Below are 16618 nucleotides of genomic sequence, written 5' to 3'. Positions count from 1 at the left end.
GTGACCGATTCGCGGGTTATCAGCCGCTGTTTCGCAGCGCGCTGGCCAGCCCGTTCATCGTCAGCAAAATGCCGCGCTGCACCAACTCGTCGTCATCACCCGACCGGTAGCGGCGGAGCAACTCCACCTGCAGGTGATTCAGCGGCTCGAGGTACGGGAAACGGTTGAACACCGAACGCGCCAGCGCGGGGTTGTCGGCCAGCAGGTTGTCCTGACCGGTGATGAGCTTGTGCATGGCGATGGTTCGCCGGTGTTCGTCGACGATCTTGTCGAAGACCCGGTGCCGCAACTCCTCGTCGTCCACCAGCTCGGCGTAGCGCGCCGCCAGGCCGAGGTCGCTCTTGGCCAGCACCTGCGCCAGATTCGACAGCACGCTGCGGAAAAACGGCCAGCGCCGGTACAAGTCGTGCAGGATGTCCACCCGCTCGCTTTCGCTTTCCGGGCCCGCCGCGATCCACTGCTCGAATGCCGACCCGGTGCCGTACCAGCCGGGCAGCATGACCCGCGACTGACTCCACGCCAGCACCCACGGGATGGCGCGCAGGTCCGAGATGGACTGGGTGGGTTTGCGTGAGGTGGGCCGGCTGCCGATATTCAGCGAACCGATCTCGCTGACAGGCGTGGAGGCCATGAAGTAGTCGACGAAACCCGGTGTGTCGTGCACCAATTCGGCGTAGGCGCGCTGCGCCAGCACGGCCACCTCGTCGAGCACCGCATACGCCGGCTCCGCGGCGTCGCCCAATCCCTCCACATCCAGCAGCGTCGATTCCAGCGTGGCAGCCAGCAGGCTCTCCAGGTTGCGTTGCGCCGCTTGCGCTTCGGCGTATTTCGCGGCGATCACCTCGCCCTGCTCGGTGAGCCGGAGCGAGCCGTTCACCGCCCCGGGGGGCTGCGCCAGGATGGCTTCGTAGCTCGGGCCACCGCCGCGGCCGACGGTGCCGCCACGACCGTGGAAGAGCCGCAACCGGATTCCGGTCTTGCGCGCCACCTCGACCAGGGCCAGCTCGGCCCGGTACACCGCCCAGCTGGAGGCCAGATATCCGCCGTCCTTGTTGGAGTCGGAATAGCCCAGCATCACTTCCTGGCTGTCGTCGCGCACGGCCACCAGCGCCCGGTAGATCGGGAGTTCGAGCATCGCGTGCAGGATCGTCGCGCCGTTGTGCAGATCGTCGATGGTCTCGAACAGCGGCGAAATGCCCACCGGGCAGTACGGCGTATCCCCGGACGCGTCGATCAGGCCCGCCTCCTTGAGCAGGATCGCGGCCTCCAGGACGTCGGAGACCGACCGACACATGGAGATCACGTAATTGGGTACGGCCGACGGCCCGTAACGCTCGATGGCGTGCGCGGCCGCGCGCACCACGCCCAGCTCTTTGTGCGCCAGCTCGGACAGTTCCGAGCGGTTGCCGACCAGCGGCCGGCGGGTGGCCAGCTCGCCGGCCAACAGCTCGACCCGCTCGTCTTCGGGCAGCGAACCGTAATCCGGATGCACCCCCGCCCACGCCAGCAACTCGGCGACCACTTCCTCGTGCACGTCCGAGTTTTGCCGCATGTCCAGGCCGCACAGATGAAACCCGAAGACGCGCACGCCTTCTCGCAGCAGCGCCAGGCGGTCGTCGGCCAGCAGTGCGCTGCCGTGCGCGCGCAGCGACGCATCGATGGTGTCCAGGTCGGCCTGCACCTCGGCCGGGGCGGCGTACGGCGTCAACCCCAGGTCCAGCTCGTGCTGCGGTCGCCGGTCCAGGATCTCGGCGCCCGTCGCGGTGAGCCGCGCGCGGATCACCCGCACCGCGCGCCGGTAGGGCTCGTCGGCGCGGGCCTGCTCCCCGCAACCCTCGGCCAGCTCGGACAGCGCGGGGGTGACCGCGACCAGGCGTGCCGACATCGACAGCTCCTGTTCCAGGGCGGTCAGTTCGGCCAGGTAGTGCGCCAGCGCGGTGAACGCGGCGTTGCCGGTGGCCTGGCGCACCACGTCGGCCGTCACGTTCGGATTGCCGTCGCGGTCACCGCCGATCCAAGACCCGGGCTGCAGGATCGGCTGGTTCAACAGGTCGGCGTCGGGCCAGCGCGTCCGCAGTGCGTCACGCACCCCGGCGTTGACCTGCGGAACCACCCTGAAGAACGCGGCGGCGTAGTAGCGCAGCCCCACCTCGATCTCGTCGGTGATCTGCAACCGGGACAACCGGATCAGAGCGGTCTGCCACAGCGTCAGGACCTGGCGGCGCAGCTCGAGTTCGATGTTGCGGCCCTCGTCGGTCTCTTGGTGCCCCTCCGCATGCAGCCGCATCAGCTCGGTGATCCGGTGCTGGGTGACGAAGACGGTGCGCCGGCGGGTCTCGGTGGGATGCGCCGTGATCACCGGGGCCACCACCGCGCCCTTCAGCGCGTCGGCGACGGTGGCCGAATCCAGTTGCGCCCGGTCCAGTTTGGCGTAGGTCGCGGCCAGGCTGCTGTCCTGCGGCGCTTCGCCGGCGGCGACGTGAATCGCCCGGCGGCGCTCGCGGTGGATGTCTTCGGCCACGTTGGCCAGCAGCGCGAAGTGGCTGAACGCCCGAATGACCGGGATGGCCTGGTGGATGTCGATGCCAAAGAACATCCGCGCCAGCTCGGCGCGGTCGATCTCGGAGCGGCGCACCCGGAACGATTCCACCCGGGCGCGCTCGACGAGCTCGAACACCTCGTGTCCGTTCTGCTCGCGGACCGTGTCGCCCAGGATGGCGCCCAGCAGCCGGATGTCTGCCCGCATCGGTTCGGTCGCCTCACGACCCACCAGGGTGCGCTGCACGGCGCCGATCGGTTCCAGCGTGCCCTCGGATGCCTCAACCATGGGACCCAGTATCGACGCGGATGTCGGCGTCCGCCCGTCGGGGATCACCAGCAGCGGCGAATCACCATGGCGCCCAGTGGGTCAGATCACCATGATTTGGCCGGAATGACCGGCCGACTGAGCGTGTTGGTTGCGGACGTGTCCGCCGGAATCATTCTCATGGCCCGTCCCGATGCCTCCAATCTGGTCGATGACGTGATAGCCCAAGCCAAACGAGCACACGAGCTCGGGGTCGCGCAGGTCTGGCTGCCCCAGCAGCAGAATTACGACGCCATCGCGCTGGCCGCGCTCGTCGGAGCAGCCGTGCCCGGGCTCGGCGTGGGCACCTCGGTGGTGCCGATCAACCCCCGTCACCCGCTGATCATCGCCTCACTGGCGCAAACGGCGCAGGCCGCCGCGCACGGCAACTTCAGCCTTGGGCTGGGACTGGGTGCCCGCCAAGTGGAAGGCCCGGCCTTCGGCACCGAATGGCCCAACACCATCACCCGGCTACGCGAGCACCTGACGATCCTGGCGTCGGTATTCAACACCGGCGGCGTCGACTTTCACGGCAGCGAACTCAGCGCCAGCCTCACCTGGCCGGTGCAGGTGCCCGGCGGCACCCCGATCCCGGTGTATGTGGCGGCCATGGGCCCCAAGGCGTTGCGGGTCACCGGCGAACTGGCCGACGGGACACTGCCCAACCTGGCCGGGCCCCGCACGATCGGAGAATTCATCGTGCCCGAAATCACCAAGGCGGCGGCCGAGGCGGGCCGCCCGGCACCGCGCGTCATCGCCGCCGTGCCCGTGCTGTTGTCCGACGATGTCGAGGGCGCTCGCACCACCGCCGCCCAACAGCTGAGCTTTTATGAGGCCATCCCGTCGTATCGCAACGTGATCGCCCGAGAGGGCCTTGCCAGTGTCGTCGACCTCGCCGCAATCGGGCCCGAGGAATCTGTCGCACGGCAGTTGCGCCGCTACCGTGACGCCGGAGCCACCGACCTCGTGCTCAGCCCCCTGGACCGTTCCAACTCGGTCGACCGCGAAGCACTGTGGAGACTCACCGCCGCACTGTGAACGCGCGGAATCAGCTATCGGCCGTCAGCGGTACTTGATCATCAGCTCCATGCCGACGATGCACACCAGCCAGATGGCGGTGATGAAGTACGTCAGCCGGTCCAGGTTCTTCTCCACCACCGTGGAGCCGGACAGGCTGGACTGCACGCCGCCACCGAACAGCGTGGACAGGCCGCCACCCTTGGCGCGGTGCAGCAGCACCAGCAGCACCACCAGGATGCTGGTGACGACCAGGGTGATCTGCAAAGCCAACTGCATGACGGCCAGCCTACCGGGGCGGGGTGGTTCTCAGGGCCCCCACCCTAGGGAAGAGGCCCACCGGCGGCGATCGCCGCCAGCGTGGCGAACTGCTCGCCGTCCAGGGACGCGCCGCCGACCAGACCACCGTCGATGTCGTCGCGGGCGATCAACTCGCCGATGTTCTTCGCGTTCACCGAGCCGCCGTAGAGCACCCGCACGTCCTCGGCGATCTTTGACGAGGCGAGGGACGCCAACTCTTTCCGGATCGCCGCGCACACCTCTTGGGCGTCACCCGCGCTGGCCACCCGCCCGGTGCCGATGGCCCACACCGGTTCGTAGGCGATGACGACCTTGCCGATCTGTTCGGCGGACAGCCCGGCCAGCGAGCCGCGCAGCTGATCCTCACAGTGGCCGACGTGGTTTCCTGCCTCGCGCACCTCGAGGTGCTCGCCGATGCAGACGATCGGGGTCAATTCGTGCTTGAGCGCGGCGGCAGTCTTGGCGGCCACCACCGCGTCGTCCTCGTGGTGGTAGGTCCGCCGCTCGGAGTGCCCGACGACGACGAACGTGCAACCCAGCTTGGCCAGGAAGGCGCCGCTGATGTCGCCGGTGTAGGCGCCCGAGTCGTGCTCGGACAGGTCCTGCCCGCCGTAGGTCAACCGCAGCTTGTCGCCGTCGACCAGGGTTTGCACGCTGCGCAGATCCGTGAACGGCGGCAGGACCGTGACGTCCACCTTGTCGTAGTACTTGTCCGGCAACGCGAACGCGATCTTTTGCACCAGCGCGATGGCCTCGAAGTGGTTGAGGTTCATCTTCCAGTTGCCGGCGATCAGCGGTTTGCGGCTCACGACTCAGGGCCTCCCTAGTTGTGGTCGGGCTGGGATCGGCTCAACACCTCGATACCCGGAAGCGTCTTGCCCTCAAGGTATTCCAGCGACGCTCCCCCACCGGTGGAGATGTGCGAGAAGTCGCCCTCCGGGATGCCCAGCGCGCGCACCGCGGCCGCGGAGTCACCGCCGCCCACCACGCTGAACGCACCCTTACCGGTGGCCGCGGCGATCGCCTCGGCGACGCCCTTGGTGCCCGCGGCGAACGCGGGGAACTCGAACACGCCCATCGGCCCGTTCCAGAACACGGTCTCCGCGTTGGACAGCAACGTGGTGAACCGCTTGACCGAGCCCGGTCCGATGTCCAGGCCCATCAGGTCGTCCGGGATGGCGTCGGCCGCGACGGTCTGCGGGGCCGCGTCGGCGGCGAACTTGTCGGCCGCCACGATGTCCACCGGCAGCCGCAGCACGTCGACGTAGGTGTCCAGCAGCCTGCGGCAGGTGTCCACCATCTCGGTCTCCAGCAGCGACTTACCAACCGAGAAGCCCTGTGCAGCAAGGAAAGTGAAGCACATCCCGCCGCCGATGACGATGCTGTCGGCCTTGGTGGCCAGCGACTCGATGACGCCGAGCTTGTCGGACACCTTCGACCCACCCAGTACCACCGCGTAGGGGCGCTTGGTGGAGCTGGTCAACTGCTCCAGCACCTGGATCTCCTCGGCCACCAGCGTGCCGGCGTAGTGCGGCAGCAGGGTGGCGATGTCGTACACGGAGGCCTGTTTGCGGTGCACCACGCCGAAGCCGTCGGAGACGAAAGCGCCTGTCGGCCCGACCAATTCGGCCAGTTGTTTGGCCAGCGCCAGCCGTTCGCCGTCGTCCTTGCTTGTTTCGCGGGCGTCGAAGCGGATGTTCTCCAGCAGCAGGACGTCGCCGTCGGTCAGGCCCTCGGCGCGCGCCAGCGCGTCGGTGCCGACGACGTCGCCGGCCAGCTGCACGTGCCGGCCGAGCTGCTCACCGAGCGCCGCGGCGACCGGCGCCAGCGACAGCTTCGGATCGGGTCCACCCTTGGGCCGCCCCAGGTGCGCGGTGACCACCACCTTGGCGCCCGCATCGATCAACGCCTTCAGCGTGGGCACCGAGGCGGTGATGCGGCCGACGTCGGTGATCTTGCCGTCGTCGAGCGGCACGTTCAGATCGGAGCGCACCAGCACGCCGCGTCCGGAAACCCCCTCGGCGAGAAGGTCTTTCAGAGTGTGGACAGCCACGGTTTACAGCGACTTGCCGACCAGGGCGACCAGGTCGACGAGGCGGTTGGAGTAGCCCCATTCGTTGTCGTACCAGGACACCACCTTGGCTTGGTCGTCGATCACCTTGGTCAGGCCGGAGTCGAAGATCGAGCTGTGCGGGTCGGTGACGATGTCGCTGGACACGATCGGTGCATCGTAGTACTTCAGGATGCCCTTCATGGGCCCCTCGGCGGCGGCCTTCATCGCGGCGTTGATCTCGTCGGCGGTGGCGGACTTCTTCAGGTCGGCGGTGAGGTCGGTGACCGAGCCGGTGGGGATCGGCACCCGCAGTGCGTACCCGTCCAGCTTGCCCTTCAGCTCCGGCAGCACCAGGCCGATGGCCTTGGCGGCGCCGGTGGAGGTCGGCACGATGTTCAGCGCGGCGGCGCGGGCCCGGCGCAGGTCCTTGTGCGGCCCGTCCTGCAGGTTCTGGTCCTGGGTGTAGGCGTGGATGGTGGTCATCAGGCCCTTGACGATGCCGAACTCGTCGTTGAGCACCTTGGCGATCGGGCCGAGGCAGTTCGTGGTGCACGAGGCGTTGGAGATGATGTTCTGGCTGCCGTCGTACTTGTCGTCGTTGACGCCCAGCACGATGGTGATGTCCTCGTCGGTGGCGGGCGCGGAGATGATCACCTTCTTGGCGCCGGCGTCCAGGTGGCCCTTGGCCTTGGCGGCGTTGGTGAAGATGCCGGTGGACTCGACGACGACGTCCACGCCCAGGTCGCCCCAGGGCAGCGCCGCCGGGCCTTCCTTGACCTCGAGCGCCTTGATCTTCTTGCTGCCGACGACGATGGTGTCGTCACCCTCGAGGCTGACGTCGTGGGGCAGGCGGCCCAGGATGGAGTCGAATTTCAGCAGGTGCGCCAGGCTGGCGTTGTCGGTGAGGTCGTTGACCGCGACCACCTCGATGTCGGCGGTGCCTTGCTCCTGTTGAGCCAATAAGGCCCGGTAGAAGTTCCGCCCGATTCGACCGAAGCCGTTGATACCTACTCGGACCGTCACTTGTCTCTCCTCTGTCTTTCTTTCCTGTGTCCGCTGATCTGCGCTCGTCGCCAGCCTAGTTCAGTGACGTCCCCGGTTGCCGCGCTGGTACAACGGCCGTGACGTCGGCCACACGCGATCGGAGCTATCGGCGACGTCGGGCGGCCCAGGCCAGCGCCGCCTCGGCGGCGTAGTAGCCACACAGGCCGTGGATGCCGGCTCCCGGCGGCGTGGACTGCGAACACAGGTAGACACCCGGCACGCCGGTCGCATACGGGTTGACCGAGATGCGGGGCCGCAGGATGACCTGGAGCCCGTCGTTGGCGCCGCCGAGGATGTCGCCGCCGATGTAGTTGGGGTTGTAGGCCGCCAGCTCGGCGGTGCTTTTGCTGACCGTCGCGACGATGCGGTCGCGGAATCCGGGGGCGAACCGCTCGATCTGGTCGATGACGGCCGCGGTGGCGTCGCCGGTGTAGCCGAACGGCACGTGCGCGTAGGCCCAGACCGGGTTGACGCCGCCGGCCGAGCGCGACGGGTCGGCCAGGTACTGCTGCCCGACGAGAACGAACGGCCGCTGGGCCATCTTGCCTTGCGCGCGCTGGCGTTCGGTGCCGGCAATCTCGGCGAAGCCGCCGCCGAGGTGCACGCTGCCCGCGCGCCCGCAGTCGGGGTTGGTCCAGGGGATGTCGCCCTGCACGGCGAAATCGACCTTGAACGCCGAGGACCCCTGGCGGTAGCGACGGTAGGACCGTTTGATGCGGCCGGGCATGGCGTCGCCGTAGAGCTGCAGCGCCGCGGCGGGGCTCAGGTCGAGCATGACGATGTCGGCGTCGGGGATGTCGCGGCGGCCGGTGACGGTCACCCCGGTGGCGATGGCGCCGCCGTGCGCCTCCACGGCGGCGGCCAGGGCGCGGGTGATCGACCCGGAACCGCCCTCGGCGACCGGCCAGCCGTAGCGGTGCCCGCTGGCCAGAAAGAGCAGCCCCATGGACGCGGTCAGCGGGCGGTCCAGCCGGGTATAGATGTGCGCGGCGGCGCCGCCGAACAGCGCGCGGGCCTGCGCGGTGCGAAACCAGCGGGCCATCACCGTGGCCGGCAGCAGCGCGCGCGGCCCGAAACCGGCCAGGCGCACCGGGTGGCGTGGGATATGCAGCACCGGGCGCAGCAAGTCCTGCGCCAGCTGATCGAATCCGGCGGCGAGGTCGCCGACGGCACGCCGCCACCGGGCGGCGTCGGGCCCCATGCCGGCCGTCGTCCGATCGATCGACTGGTACAGCACGCCGGCGGTGCCGTCGTCGAGCGGATGCGTGCAGTCGATTTCCGGCCACTTCCAGACCAGCCCGTAGCTCGGCAGGTCGATCTCCGCCCAGAACGGCGAACCGACGCCGAACGGGTGGGTGGCCGAGCAGACGTCATGGATCACCCCGGGCAGCGTCAGCTCGGCCGAGCGCGCTCCCCCGCCGACGGTGTCGCGCGCCTCCAGCACCTGCACGTCGACACCGCGGCGGGCGAGCTGGATCGCCGCGGCCAGGCCGTTGGGCCCGGCGCCGACGACGACCGCTCTGGTCATCGAGCGCCGTGCCGAGTCGTCCGCGGCGATCGCAAGCGCGGCGAAGCCGGGCGCCGCGGGTCGCCGCCATCGATGACGTGCACGGGGTAGTCGTCGCCGGGCTCGGGCCAGGGCTGGCGGCTCAGCATGCCCGCGACGTCGACGTAGCCCTCTTCGATCAGGCCGGTCTTGGCGTCGACGATGCGGTAGGCCTGCGTCTGGCGCTGGATCGGCTGGGCCTCCAGGATGATCACCCGCACGTCGCCCTCGTCGAAGTCGCAGCGCCGCTGCACGGCGGCCAGCAGCTGTTCGTTGTGCAGGTGGCCTTCGCCGAAGTTCCACCCGATCAGCGGTCCGGCGATGATCTCGCCGTCACGCAACAGGTAGTCGGCCTCGTCGGCGCCGGCGGGCAAGGCTCGCGGCACCAGCCCGCCCAACGCCCGCCCGTGCGTGTGCATGGATCGCCACGCCATCAACTTGTCGATCATGAGCTCGGCGGTCTGCGGATCGTAAAGCCGGGCAAGCTGATTGGGCGCCAGCGCCGACGCCTTGGCGATGTTCGCCTCGATCTTGTCCTCGGCACCCCTACGCAGACACCAAGTGCTGGTGGCCCAGTTGCCCGCGTAGTAGCGCATCGCCGGGAGAAACGAAATCTGTTGTGGGAAGAGGTTTCCCGCGATCGGCACCACCGCCAGCGCGACGATCAGGATGATCAGCAGCAGCGGCGAGCTCAGCCCGGCGGCCGTGATGCCGGCGTAATGCCCGAACAGATAGAACAGCGAAAAGATGAAGAATACGTTCCACTCCAGCGGGACGCCCATCGGGATGGTGGACGTGATGTTGAGGTGGAACAGCACCATGAAGGCGATCAGAAACCACGCCCAGCGGTGACCGTCGGCGACGAACACCAGCACCAGCGGCACCAGAAACTCCGCGGTCGTCCCGCCGACGTGGGCCATCATCTTCGGGATCCACGAGGGCCGCAGGTCGTCGACCGGGTCGAGATAGAGCCGGCGCTTGAACCAATTGAAGGCCCGGCTGCGCAGCAGTGGGCTGTTGCTCATCATGACCGCGACGACGTACGGGAAGTGATGGTTGAGCTTGGAGGTCGCCGCGCCCCACCACAGCGCCAGCATGATGATCTTGAAGGCGGCGATCTGATCGGTGAACCCGAAGAAGAACACCAGCAGGGTCAGCCCGTAGTGCTCGCCGCGGGCCGCCAGGAACACGGTCTTGTCCCGCAGGCCCAGCAGCGCGAGCGCGACGATGGCGGGCACGACCAGCATGGGATCGATCAGGCCGACGTCGCCCGCCGGGGTGACCGGACCGCCCCGCCCCGAGGAGAGCAGCGCCCAGACACCGGAGGCCAGCACCACGAGATACAGGGCGACGTCGACGACGGTGCGGCGATCCCCACGGGTGAACGGAACCTTGTCCGGCCACGCCGGGAGCCGAATAGTATTGGGCCGCAACCAATACAGGAAGCCGCCGAACGGCGGCCAGAACCGCGCGGTCAGCGGCCCGGATCCGCAACCCAGGCCCAGCATCTCAAACAGCAGCGTGAAGACGACCAGCTTCTGGTACACGATCGGCTGCGTCCACCAGTCGGCGAGGTGGCCCAGCCCGCCCAGGCCCGGCGTCAGGGAGACCACCGCGGCGGCGCCGGCGGCGTACCCGGCGATCTTGAAGACGTAGAACAGATAGACGGCGTACGGGGAGCCGAAGCCGTGTTCGACCCAGTGCCGGGCCATGATCTGACGCCTGGTCGAACGCGGCAGGCTCAGCCACGTCTGCGGGTCGACGTCGGGAAACTCCGGGGCCATGAATCCCATGGGCTGCCTCGTTCCTGTCTAGAAACCAGCTGGCCCATAGAATGTATCGGCACCGCCACGCGGGTGTGCGGATTTGTGCGCGTCGGTGATCCGCGCGGGCTACCCCGTCACTCCTCCGATGACGAAAACCGCTGCGGGGATGGGTGATTCAGCCTACGACTGGGGTGGCCCGACGAACCGCAGGGCGTGCCTGAGCCGAACCCGTGGCCGGTTCCTGTCGGACAAACCGCCGGCGCAGCTTGTCGAGCAGGGCGTCCAGGGTCCGCCGATCCTGCTCGGCGATGCGCACCAGGCGGCGCAGGTTCGCCACGGCGTCGAGATCGCCCTTGGCTTCCGCGGTGCCGATCTTGCGCTGATACTCCTCGATGCGCTGATCGATGAAGCCGCGCCGCCCGCCGAGCAACCGCACGAAGTAGTCGGCCTGCAGTTGATCCGCGCTATCCGGAGTTGCCGAAGCGAGTGCGTCGGCGGCCCGCTCGAGGGCGGGTGCGGGCCGGGACGCGCCTTGGCCCTGACGAGTGGTTTCCGGGCGGGACGCGGCGGTGTGGGCGCGCCGCGCGCGCCGATCCCGGGTACCAGCCGATCTGTATGTGGCGCTTGAGCGTGCGCCGCGCTCAGGTGACAGACCGGCTACGTCCATCGGATCCCCCTTGCTCGAGGATTACTTAGGGCGCCGTAACAATAGCGTCCACCACCGTGCCGCACCACATACCCGAACGAAATAGGGTGAAACACCCTGACAGCAACGAGGGTCCGGTCGCTACCATCGAGGGACTCGACTCGGCCCCCCAAACCTCAAGCGGCCTCGTGCGAGTGTCAAGGGAGGAACGTGACCGACAACGGCAACCCCGGCGGCGGGGACATCGGCAAATTCGACCCCGGTTTGACCCAGCGCCTGATGGCGGTGATGCGCCCGGTCCTGAAAACCTACTTCCGGTCCGAGGTACACGGCTTGGAAACGTTCCCGCCCGGTGGAGCGCTGGTGGTGGGTAACCACTCCGGCGGCATGTTCCCGATGGACGTCCCGATCTTCAGCGTCCACTTCTACGACAAACTCGGCTACGACCGGCCGGTCTACACGCTGAGCCACGACATCCTGATGACCGGCCCCACCGGAGACTTCTTCCGGCGCACCGGATACATCCGGGCCAACCGCGAGAACGCTGCCGAGGCGTTGCGGTCGGGCGGCGTGGTGATCGTGTTCCCCGGCGGCGACTACGACGCCTACCGGCCGACCCTGTCGGAGAACGTCATCGACTTCAACGGCCGCAAGGGATACATCCGCACGGCGATCGAGGCCGGCGTCCCGATCGTGCCTGCGGTGTCCATCGGCGGCCAGGAGACCCAGCTCTACCTGACCCGTGGCACCTGGCTGGCAGAGCGGCTGGGCATCAAACGCTTGCTGCGCAGCGCGATTCTCCCGTTGTCGTTCGGCTTCCCCTTCGGCCTGAGCGCGGTCATCCCGCCGAACCTGCCGCTGCCCACCAAGATCGTGACCCAGGTGCTGGCGCCCATCGACATCGCCAACCAGTTCGGCGACGACCCGGACGTCGACGAGGTCGACGAGTACGTGCGGTCGGTGATGCAGGAGGCGCTGACCGAGCTGGCCGCCAAACGTCGCTTCCCGATACTGGGCTGAGCCATGCCGAATCCGTTGAGCGAGACCCTCGGCCTCGTCACCACGCTGAGCCGCGCCGGCATGATCGCGCCGATGCGCCCCGACCGCTACCTCAAGATGGCCGCGGCCATGCGCCGCGAGGGCATGGGCATGACGGTCGGCTTTGCCAGTGCGGCGCAGCGCTGCCCGGATCGTCCCGGGCTGATCGACGAACGCGGCACGCTGACCTGGCGCGAGCTCGACGAGCGGATCAACGCGTTCGGCGCCGCGCTGCAACAGCTGCCCGCGGGTCAACCCAAGGTCGTGGGCATCATGTGCCGAAATCACCGCGGCTTCGTCGAGGCGGTGGTGGCCGCCAACCGGATCGGCTCCGACGTCGTGCTGCTCAATACGTCGTTCGCCGGGCCCGCGCTGGCCGAGGTGGTCAACCGCGAGGGCGTCGACGCCGTGGTGTACGACGAGGAATTCACCCCGACGGTGGACCGCGCGCTGGCCGACAGGCCGGACGCCGCCCGCATCGTGGCCTGGACCGACGGGCAACACGATCTCACCGTCGAGAAGCTGATCGCCACCCACGCCGGGCACCAGCCCCAGCGCTCCGGCCGCAAGGGCCGGATGATCCTGCTCACCTCCGGCACCACCGGAACGCCCAAGGGCGCCAACCAAACCGGCGGCAACGCCGGAATCGGCACGCTCAAGGCGATTCTGGACCGCACGCCGTGGCGGGCCGAGGAAAACATCGTGATCGTGGCGCCGATGTTCCACGCCTGGGGTTTCTCCCAGTTGATCTTCGCCGCATCCATGGCCTGCACGGTGATCACCCGGCGCAAGTTCGACCCCGAGGCCACGCTGGACCTCATAGACCGGCACAAGGCCACCGGGCTTGCCGTGGTGCCGGTGATGTTCGACCGCATCATGGAGCTGCCCGCCGAGATTCGGCGCCGCTACAGCGGCCGGTCCCTGAGATTCGCGGCGGCATCGGGATCGCGGATGCGACCCGACGTGGTCATCGCGTTCATGGACGCGTTCGGCGACGTGATCTACAACAACTACAACGCCACCGAGGCCGGCATGATCGCGACGGCCACCCCGCAGGACCTGCGCGCGGCACCCGACACCGCGGGCCGGCCAGCGGGGGGAACCGAAATCCGGATCCTGGACCCGGAATTCAACGAACTGCCCACTGGCGAGGTCGGCAGCATCTACGTCCGCAACAACACTCAGTTCGACGGCTACACCGAGGGCTCCACCAAGGACTTTCACGCTGGCTTCATGTCGTCGGGCGACCTGGGCTATCTGGACGAGGCGGGGCGGCTGTTCGTCGTCGGCCGCGACGACGAGATGATCGTCTCCGGCGGCGAGAACGTGTACCCGATCGAGGTCGAGAAGATTCTGGCGGCACATCCCGAAGTGGCGGAGGCGGCGGTGATCGGCGTGGACGACGAACAATACGGGCAGCGGCTGGCCGCCTTCGTGGTGCTCGAGCCCGGCGCCGCGCTCGACGCGGGCGCCGCACCCGAGGCGCTCAAGCAGCACGTGCGGGAGAACCTGGCCAACTACAAGATCCCCCGCGAGATCGCCGTGCTGGACGAGCTTCCCCGCAGCAGCACCGGCAAGATCCTGCGCGCCGAGCTGCAAGCGCGGGTGACCGGCTGATGCGGCCGGCCCGGACCATCAGAAAACCCCGGCCGCTCGCCCGTGCCGCGCTCGAATTGGCCAACGCCGCCAACGGTTTACGCCCATTGGCCCGCAAGGGCTACACCACCGTGCTGGTCTTCTGGTTCGGCTGGCCGGCCTCCGAGGTGCCCGGCGTCTACTTCTCCGCCTCGCTGCTCGACACGCTGCGGCGGGGCCGCCGCGGTGACTTCGCCGGGCGGCGCGGCAAGGCCGCCCTGGCCCTGACGGCAGCGGCCTGGGCCATCCTGGGCGTGATCAAGTATCGCGGCGTCACCACTCCCGGCCCGGTGCTGGAGGCGGGGCTGCGCGACCAACTGGGCGACGACTACGAAGAGGCGCTGAACAAGCTGCCCCAGAGCATACCGACGCGCAGCGGGCGGCGCACCCTGCCGCTGGGCAACACCGTGGCGCGCCGCCGCTACGTCGAGAAGACCAACGTGGTGTCCTACGGTCCGCACGGCCGCGCCAACCTCGCCGACATCTGGCGCCGCCACGACCTGCCCCGCGACGGCAAGGCACCGGTGCTACTGCAGGTCCCCGGCGGCGCCTGGGTGATCGGAATGCGCCGTCCCCAGGCCTATCCGCTGATGAGCCACCTGGCCGCGCGCGGCTGGGTGTGCGTGTCGATCGGCTACCGGGTGTCGCCGCGGCACACCTGGCCCGACCACATCGTCGATGTCAAACGCGCGCTGGCCTGGGTCAAGGAGAACATTTCCCGCTACGGCGGCGACCCGAACTTCGTGGCCATCACCGGCGGATCCGCCGGCGGCCACCTGTGTTCGCTGGCGGCGCTGACCCCGAACGACCCGAAGTTCCAGCCCGGGTTCGAGGATGCCGACACCTCGGTGGTCGCCGCGGTGCCGGTGTACGGGCGCTACGACTGGTTCTCCACCGAGGGCGAGGGCCGGCGCGAATTCGTGGACCTGCTCCAAAAGTTCGTCGTCAAAAAGAAATTCGCCAGCCACCGCGACGTCTACGTCGACGCGTCGCCGATCCGGCGGCTGCGCGCCGACGCACCGCCGTTCTTCGTCCTGCACGGCCACGACGATTCACTGATCCCGGTCGGCGAGGCCGAAGAGTTCGTCGAGGAACTGCGCGCGGTATCCAAGAACCCGGTCGCCTACGCCGAATTACCGCACGCCCAACACGCTTTCGACATCTTCAGTTCCCCGCGGGCGCATCGGTCCGCGGAGGCCGTGGCGCGATTCCTGTCGTGGGTATACGCGACGAACCCGCCCGAGCGCGACTAGCCGTTGCCCCCACCCAGCCGATCTTCTGTAATCCCTTGCGTCACTGTGATTTCAGTGGTCACTGGGTGGCTGTTCTTGTCGGTGGGTCGGGCTAGTTTGGTGGTGTGAGTCCGAGTAGCGCCCAGGATGTCGATGCGGTGTTCGACGCGCTCGATGCCGACTTGGACCGTGCCTGCGAATTGTCGTTCGACGGGCTGAACGCGCGGCGACAACTGGCGATCCTGGAGCGCTGTGAGAAGCTGCGCCGTCGCATACCGGCGCTGGAGCATCCGCTGATCAATTCCCTTGCCCGCCAAGCCCCGTCCGAGGAACTCGGCGGCACATTGACCCATGCGATCACCGAGTCGACGCTGATCAGCCGCGGCGAAGCCGCCCGGCGCGTCAACGAGGCGCGGGATCTGGGCCCGCGGCACGGCCTGACCGGTGAACCCGTCCCACCGGTGCTGGCCGCCACCGCGGCCGCCCAACGCGACGGCAAGCTGGGCGCCGGCCAAGTGGCGGTGATCCGCAAGTTCTATCACCAGCTGCCGGGCCGGGTGGACGGGGCGACCCGCGAGCAGGTCGAGGCTCGGTTGGCCAAGGAGGGCGCCCGGTTTCGTCCCGAACAACTGGCGGCGCTGGCCAATACGCTCGCTGACTGCCTCAACCCCGACGGCATCTACCGCGACGAGGACCGCGCCCGGCGCCGGGGTCTGACGTTGGGTAACCAGCAATCCGACGGCATGTCGGAGTTGCGCGGCCTCCTGACACCCGAAGCGCGCGCCACCCTCGAGGCGGTGCTGGCCAAACTGGCCGCCCCGGGCATGTGCAATCCCCTCGACGAAAGTCCCTGTGTGCTCGGCGCACCGAGCCAGGAAGCCATCGAGCACGACCCGCGCTCAGCGAGCCAACGCAACCACGACGGGCTGCTGGCGAGCCTGCGCGGCGTGCTGGCCTCTGGAGAGTTGGGTCAACACAATGGGTTACCGGCGTCCATCGTCGTCACCACGACGCTGGCCGAGCTCGAGGCCGCCGCCGGGCGCGGTCTGACCGGGGGCGGCACGATCCTGCCGATGAGCGATGTCATCCGGTTGGCCCGCCATGCCCACCACTATCTGGCTGTCTTCGATCGCGGTAAGGCGCTGGCGCTGTATCACGCCGAGCGACTCGCCTCCCCCGGACAGCGAATTGTCTTGTACGCCAAGGATCGCGGATGCTCGGCGCCGGGCTGCACCGTTCCCGGCTACTACTGCGAGGTCCATCACGTCACCGACTACGCCGCCTGCCACACCACCGACGTCAATGACCTCACCTTCGCCTGCGGGCCCCACCATCGCCTCCTACGACCCCGCGCCTGGACCACCCGCAAAAACACCCGAGGCGATACCGAATGGATCCCGCCGCCGCACCTGGATCAGGGACGACCGAGGACAAACACGTTTCATCACCCCGAACGATTCCTACGGGGCGGGGACGACGACAAACCCGATTGAGAC

The 16618-nt window shown here is 68.4% G+C and carries 13 protein-coding genes; 5 read left to right on the top strand and 8 right to left on the bottom strand.

All coding sequences use genetic code 11. The features are described from left to right. Window positions 1-19 precede the first annotated feature (19 nt). On the bottom strand, window positions 20-2827 hold the full coding sequence (gene ppc, locus A5760_RS07790; RefSeq protein ID WP_064879358.1) for a phosphoenolpyruvate carboxylase: 2808 nt from the start codon (window positions 2825-2827) through the stop codon (window positions 20-22). Between the two features lie 138 nt (window positions 2828-2965). Between ppc and A5760_RS07785 the strand changes: the two genes are divergently transcribed. Continuing rightward, window positions 2966-3883, top strand: coding sequence for an LLM class F420-dependent oxidoreductase (locus tag A5760_RS07785; protein WP_064879466.1), 918 nt, complete (start codon window positions 2966-2968; stop codon window positions 3881-3883). A 24-nt stretch (window positions 3884-3907) separates the two neighbouring features. Here the strand turns inward: A5760_RS07785 and secG are convergent, their stop codons facing one another. The 7 genes from secG to A5760_RS07750 form a co-directional block, all read right to left on the bottom strand. Then, complete coding sequence (gene secG / locus A5760_RS07780; RefSeq protein WP_064879356.1) at window positions 3908-4141, bottom strand: preprotein translocase subunit SecG; 234 nt, start codon at window positions 4139-4141, stop codon at window positions 3908-3910. A 44-nt stretch (window positions 4142-4185) separates the two neighbouring features. Continuing rightward, window positions 4186-4971 (bottom strand): triose-phosphate isomerase, encoded by a 786-nt coding sequence (gene tpiA / locus A5760_RS07775; protein WP_064879354.1) that lies wholly within the window; start codon window positions 4969-4971, stop codon window positions 4186-4188. A 14-nt stretch (window positions 4972-4985) separates the two neighbouring features. Further along, on the bottom strand, window positions 4986-6215 hold the full coding sequence (locus A5760_RS07770) for a phosphoglycerate kinase (RefSeq protein ID WP_064879352.1): 1230 nt from the start codon (window positions 6213-6215) through the stop codon (window positions 4986-4988). 3 nt (window positions 6216-6218) lie between these two features. Beyond that, complete coding sequence (gene gap / locus A5760_RS07765) at window positions 6219-7238, bottom strand: type I glyceraldehyde-3-phosphate dehydrogenase (protein ID WP_064879350.1); 1020 nt, start codon at window positions 7236-7238, stop codon at window positions 6219-6221. Between the two features lie 124 nt (window positions 7239-7362). Then, entirely contained in the window at window positions 7363-8787 is a 1425-nt protein-coding gene (locus A5760_RS07760) for a phytoene desaturase family protein (protein WP_064879348.1), read from the bottom strand. Then, window positions 8784-10598, bottom strand: a complete 1815-nt coding sequence (locus A5760_RS07755; RefSeq protein ID WP_064879346.1) for a DUF3556 domain-containing protein — start codon at window positions 10596-10598, stop codon at window positions 8784-8786. The genes A5760_RS07760 and A5760_RS07755 overlap by 4 nt, the downstream gene beginning before the upstream one ends. Window positions 10599-10746: 148 nt before the next feature. Next, the gene (locus A5760_RS07750) at window positions 10747-11238 is read right to left on the bottom strand and encodes a hypothetical protein (RefSeq protein ID WP_231122574.1); all 492 of its coding nucleotides are present in this window, start codon (window positions 11236-11238) and stop codon (window positions 10747-10749) included. 258 nt (window positions 11239-11496) lie between these two features. Between A5760_RS07750 and A5760_RS07745 the strand changes: the two genes are divergently transcribed. From A5760_RS07745 to A5760_RS07730, 4 genes are all read left to right on the top strand, one after another. After that, on the top strand, window positions 11497-12237 hold the full coding sequence (locus tag A5760_RS07745; protein WP_231122576.1) for a lysophospholipid acyltransferase family protein: 741 nt from the start codon (window positions 11497-11499) through the stop codon (window positions 12235-12237). A 3-nt stretch (window positions 12238-12240) separates the two neighbouring features. Continuing rightward, window positions 12241-13872: an acyl-CoA ligase FadD12 gene (fadD12, locus tag A5760_RS07740; protein WP_064879343.1), complete on the top strand. Its 1632-nt coding sequence runs from the start codon at window positions 12241-12243 to the stop codon at window positions 13870-13872. Then, a complete protein-coding gene (locus A5760_RS07735; RefSeq protein WP_064879341.1) occupies window positions 13872-15143 on the top strand; it encodes an alpha/beta hydrolase in 1272 nt (423 codons plus the stop codon). Before fadD12 ends, A5760_RS07735 begins: the two co-directional genes overlap by 1 nt. A gap of 104 nt (window positions 15144-15247) precedes the next feature. After that, a complete protein-coding gene (locus A5760_RS07730; protein WP_082279386.1) occupies window positions 15248-16615 on the top strand; it encodes an HNH endonuclease signature motif containing protein in 1368 nt (455 codons plus the stop codon). Window positions 16616-16618: the final 3 nt, after the last annotated feature.

Origin of the sequence: Mycobacterium colombiense (assembly GCF_001665835.1) — a bacterium.
In the GTDB taxonomy this organism is placed as follows: Bacteria; Actinomycetota; Actinomycetes; order Mycobacteriales; family Mycobacteriaceae; genus Mycobacterium; species Mycobacterium colombiense_A.
Note: the sequence above shows the minus strand (reverse complement) of the source record. Positions and strands in the feature narration are given on the sequence as shown.

Coding starts and splice junctions, on each gene's coding strand:
- ppc (WP_064879358.1), bottom strand. CDS start 2,827: ATGGTTGAGGCATCCGAGGGCACGCTGGAACCGATCGGCGCCGTGCAG.
- A5760_RS07750 (WP_231122574.1), bottom strand. CDS start 11,238: ATGGACGTAGCCGGTCTGTCACCTGAGCGCGGCGCACGCTCAAGCGCC.
- A5760_RS07760 (WP_064879348.1), bottom strand. CDS start 8,787: ATGACCAGAGCGGTCGTCGTCGGCGCCGGGCCCAACGGCCTGGCCGCG.
- A5760_RS07745 (WP_231122576.1), top strand. CDS start 11,497: ATGGCGGTGATGCGCCCGGTCCTGAAAACCTACTTCCGGTCCGAGGTA.
- secG (WP_064879356.1), bottom strand. CDS start 4,141: ATGCAGTTGGCTTTGCAGATCACCCTGGTCGTCACCAGCATCCTGGTG.
- A5760_RS07735 (WP_064879341.1), top strand. CDS start 13,872: ATGCGGCCGGCCCGGACCATCAGAAAACCCCGGCCGCTCGCCCGTGCC.
- fadD12 (WP_064879343.1), top strand. CDS start 12,241: ATGCCGAATCCGTTGAGCGAGACCCTCGGCCTCGTCACCACGCTGAGC.
- A5760_RS07755 (WP_064879346.1), bottom strand. CDS start 10,598: ATGGGATTCATGGCCCCGGAGTTTCCCGACGTCGACCCGCAGACGTGG.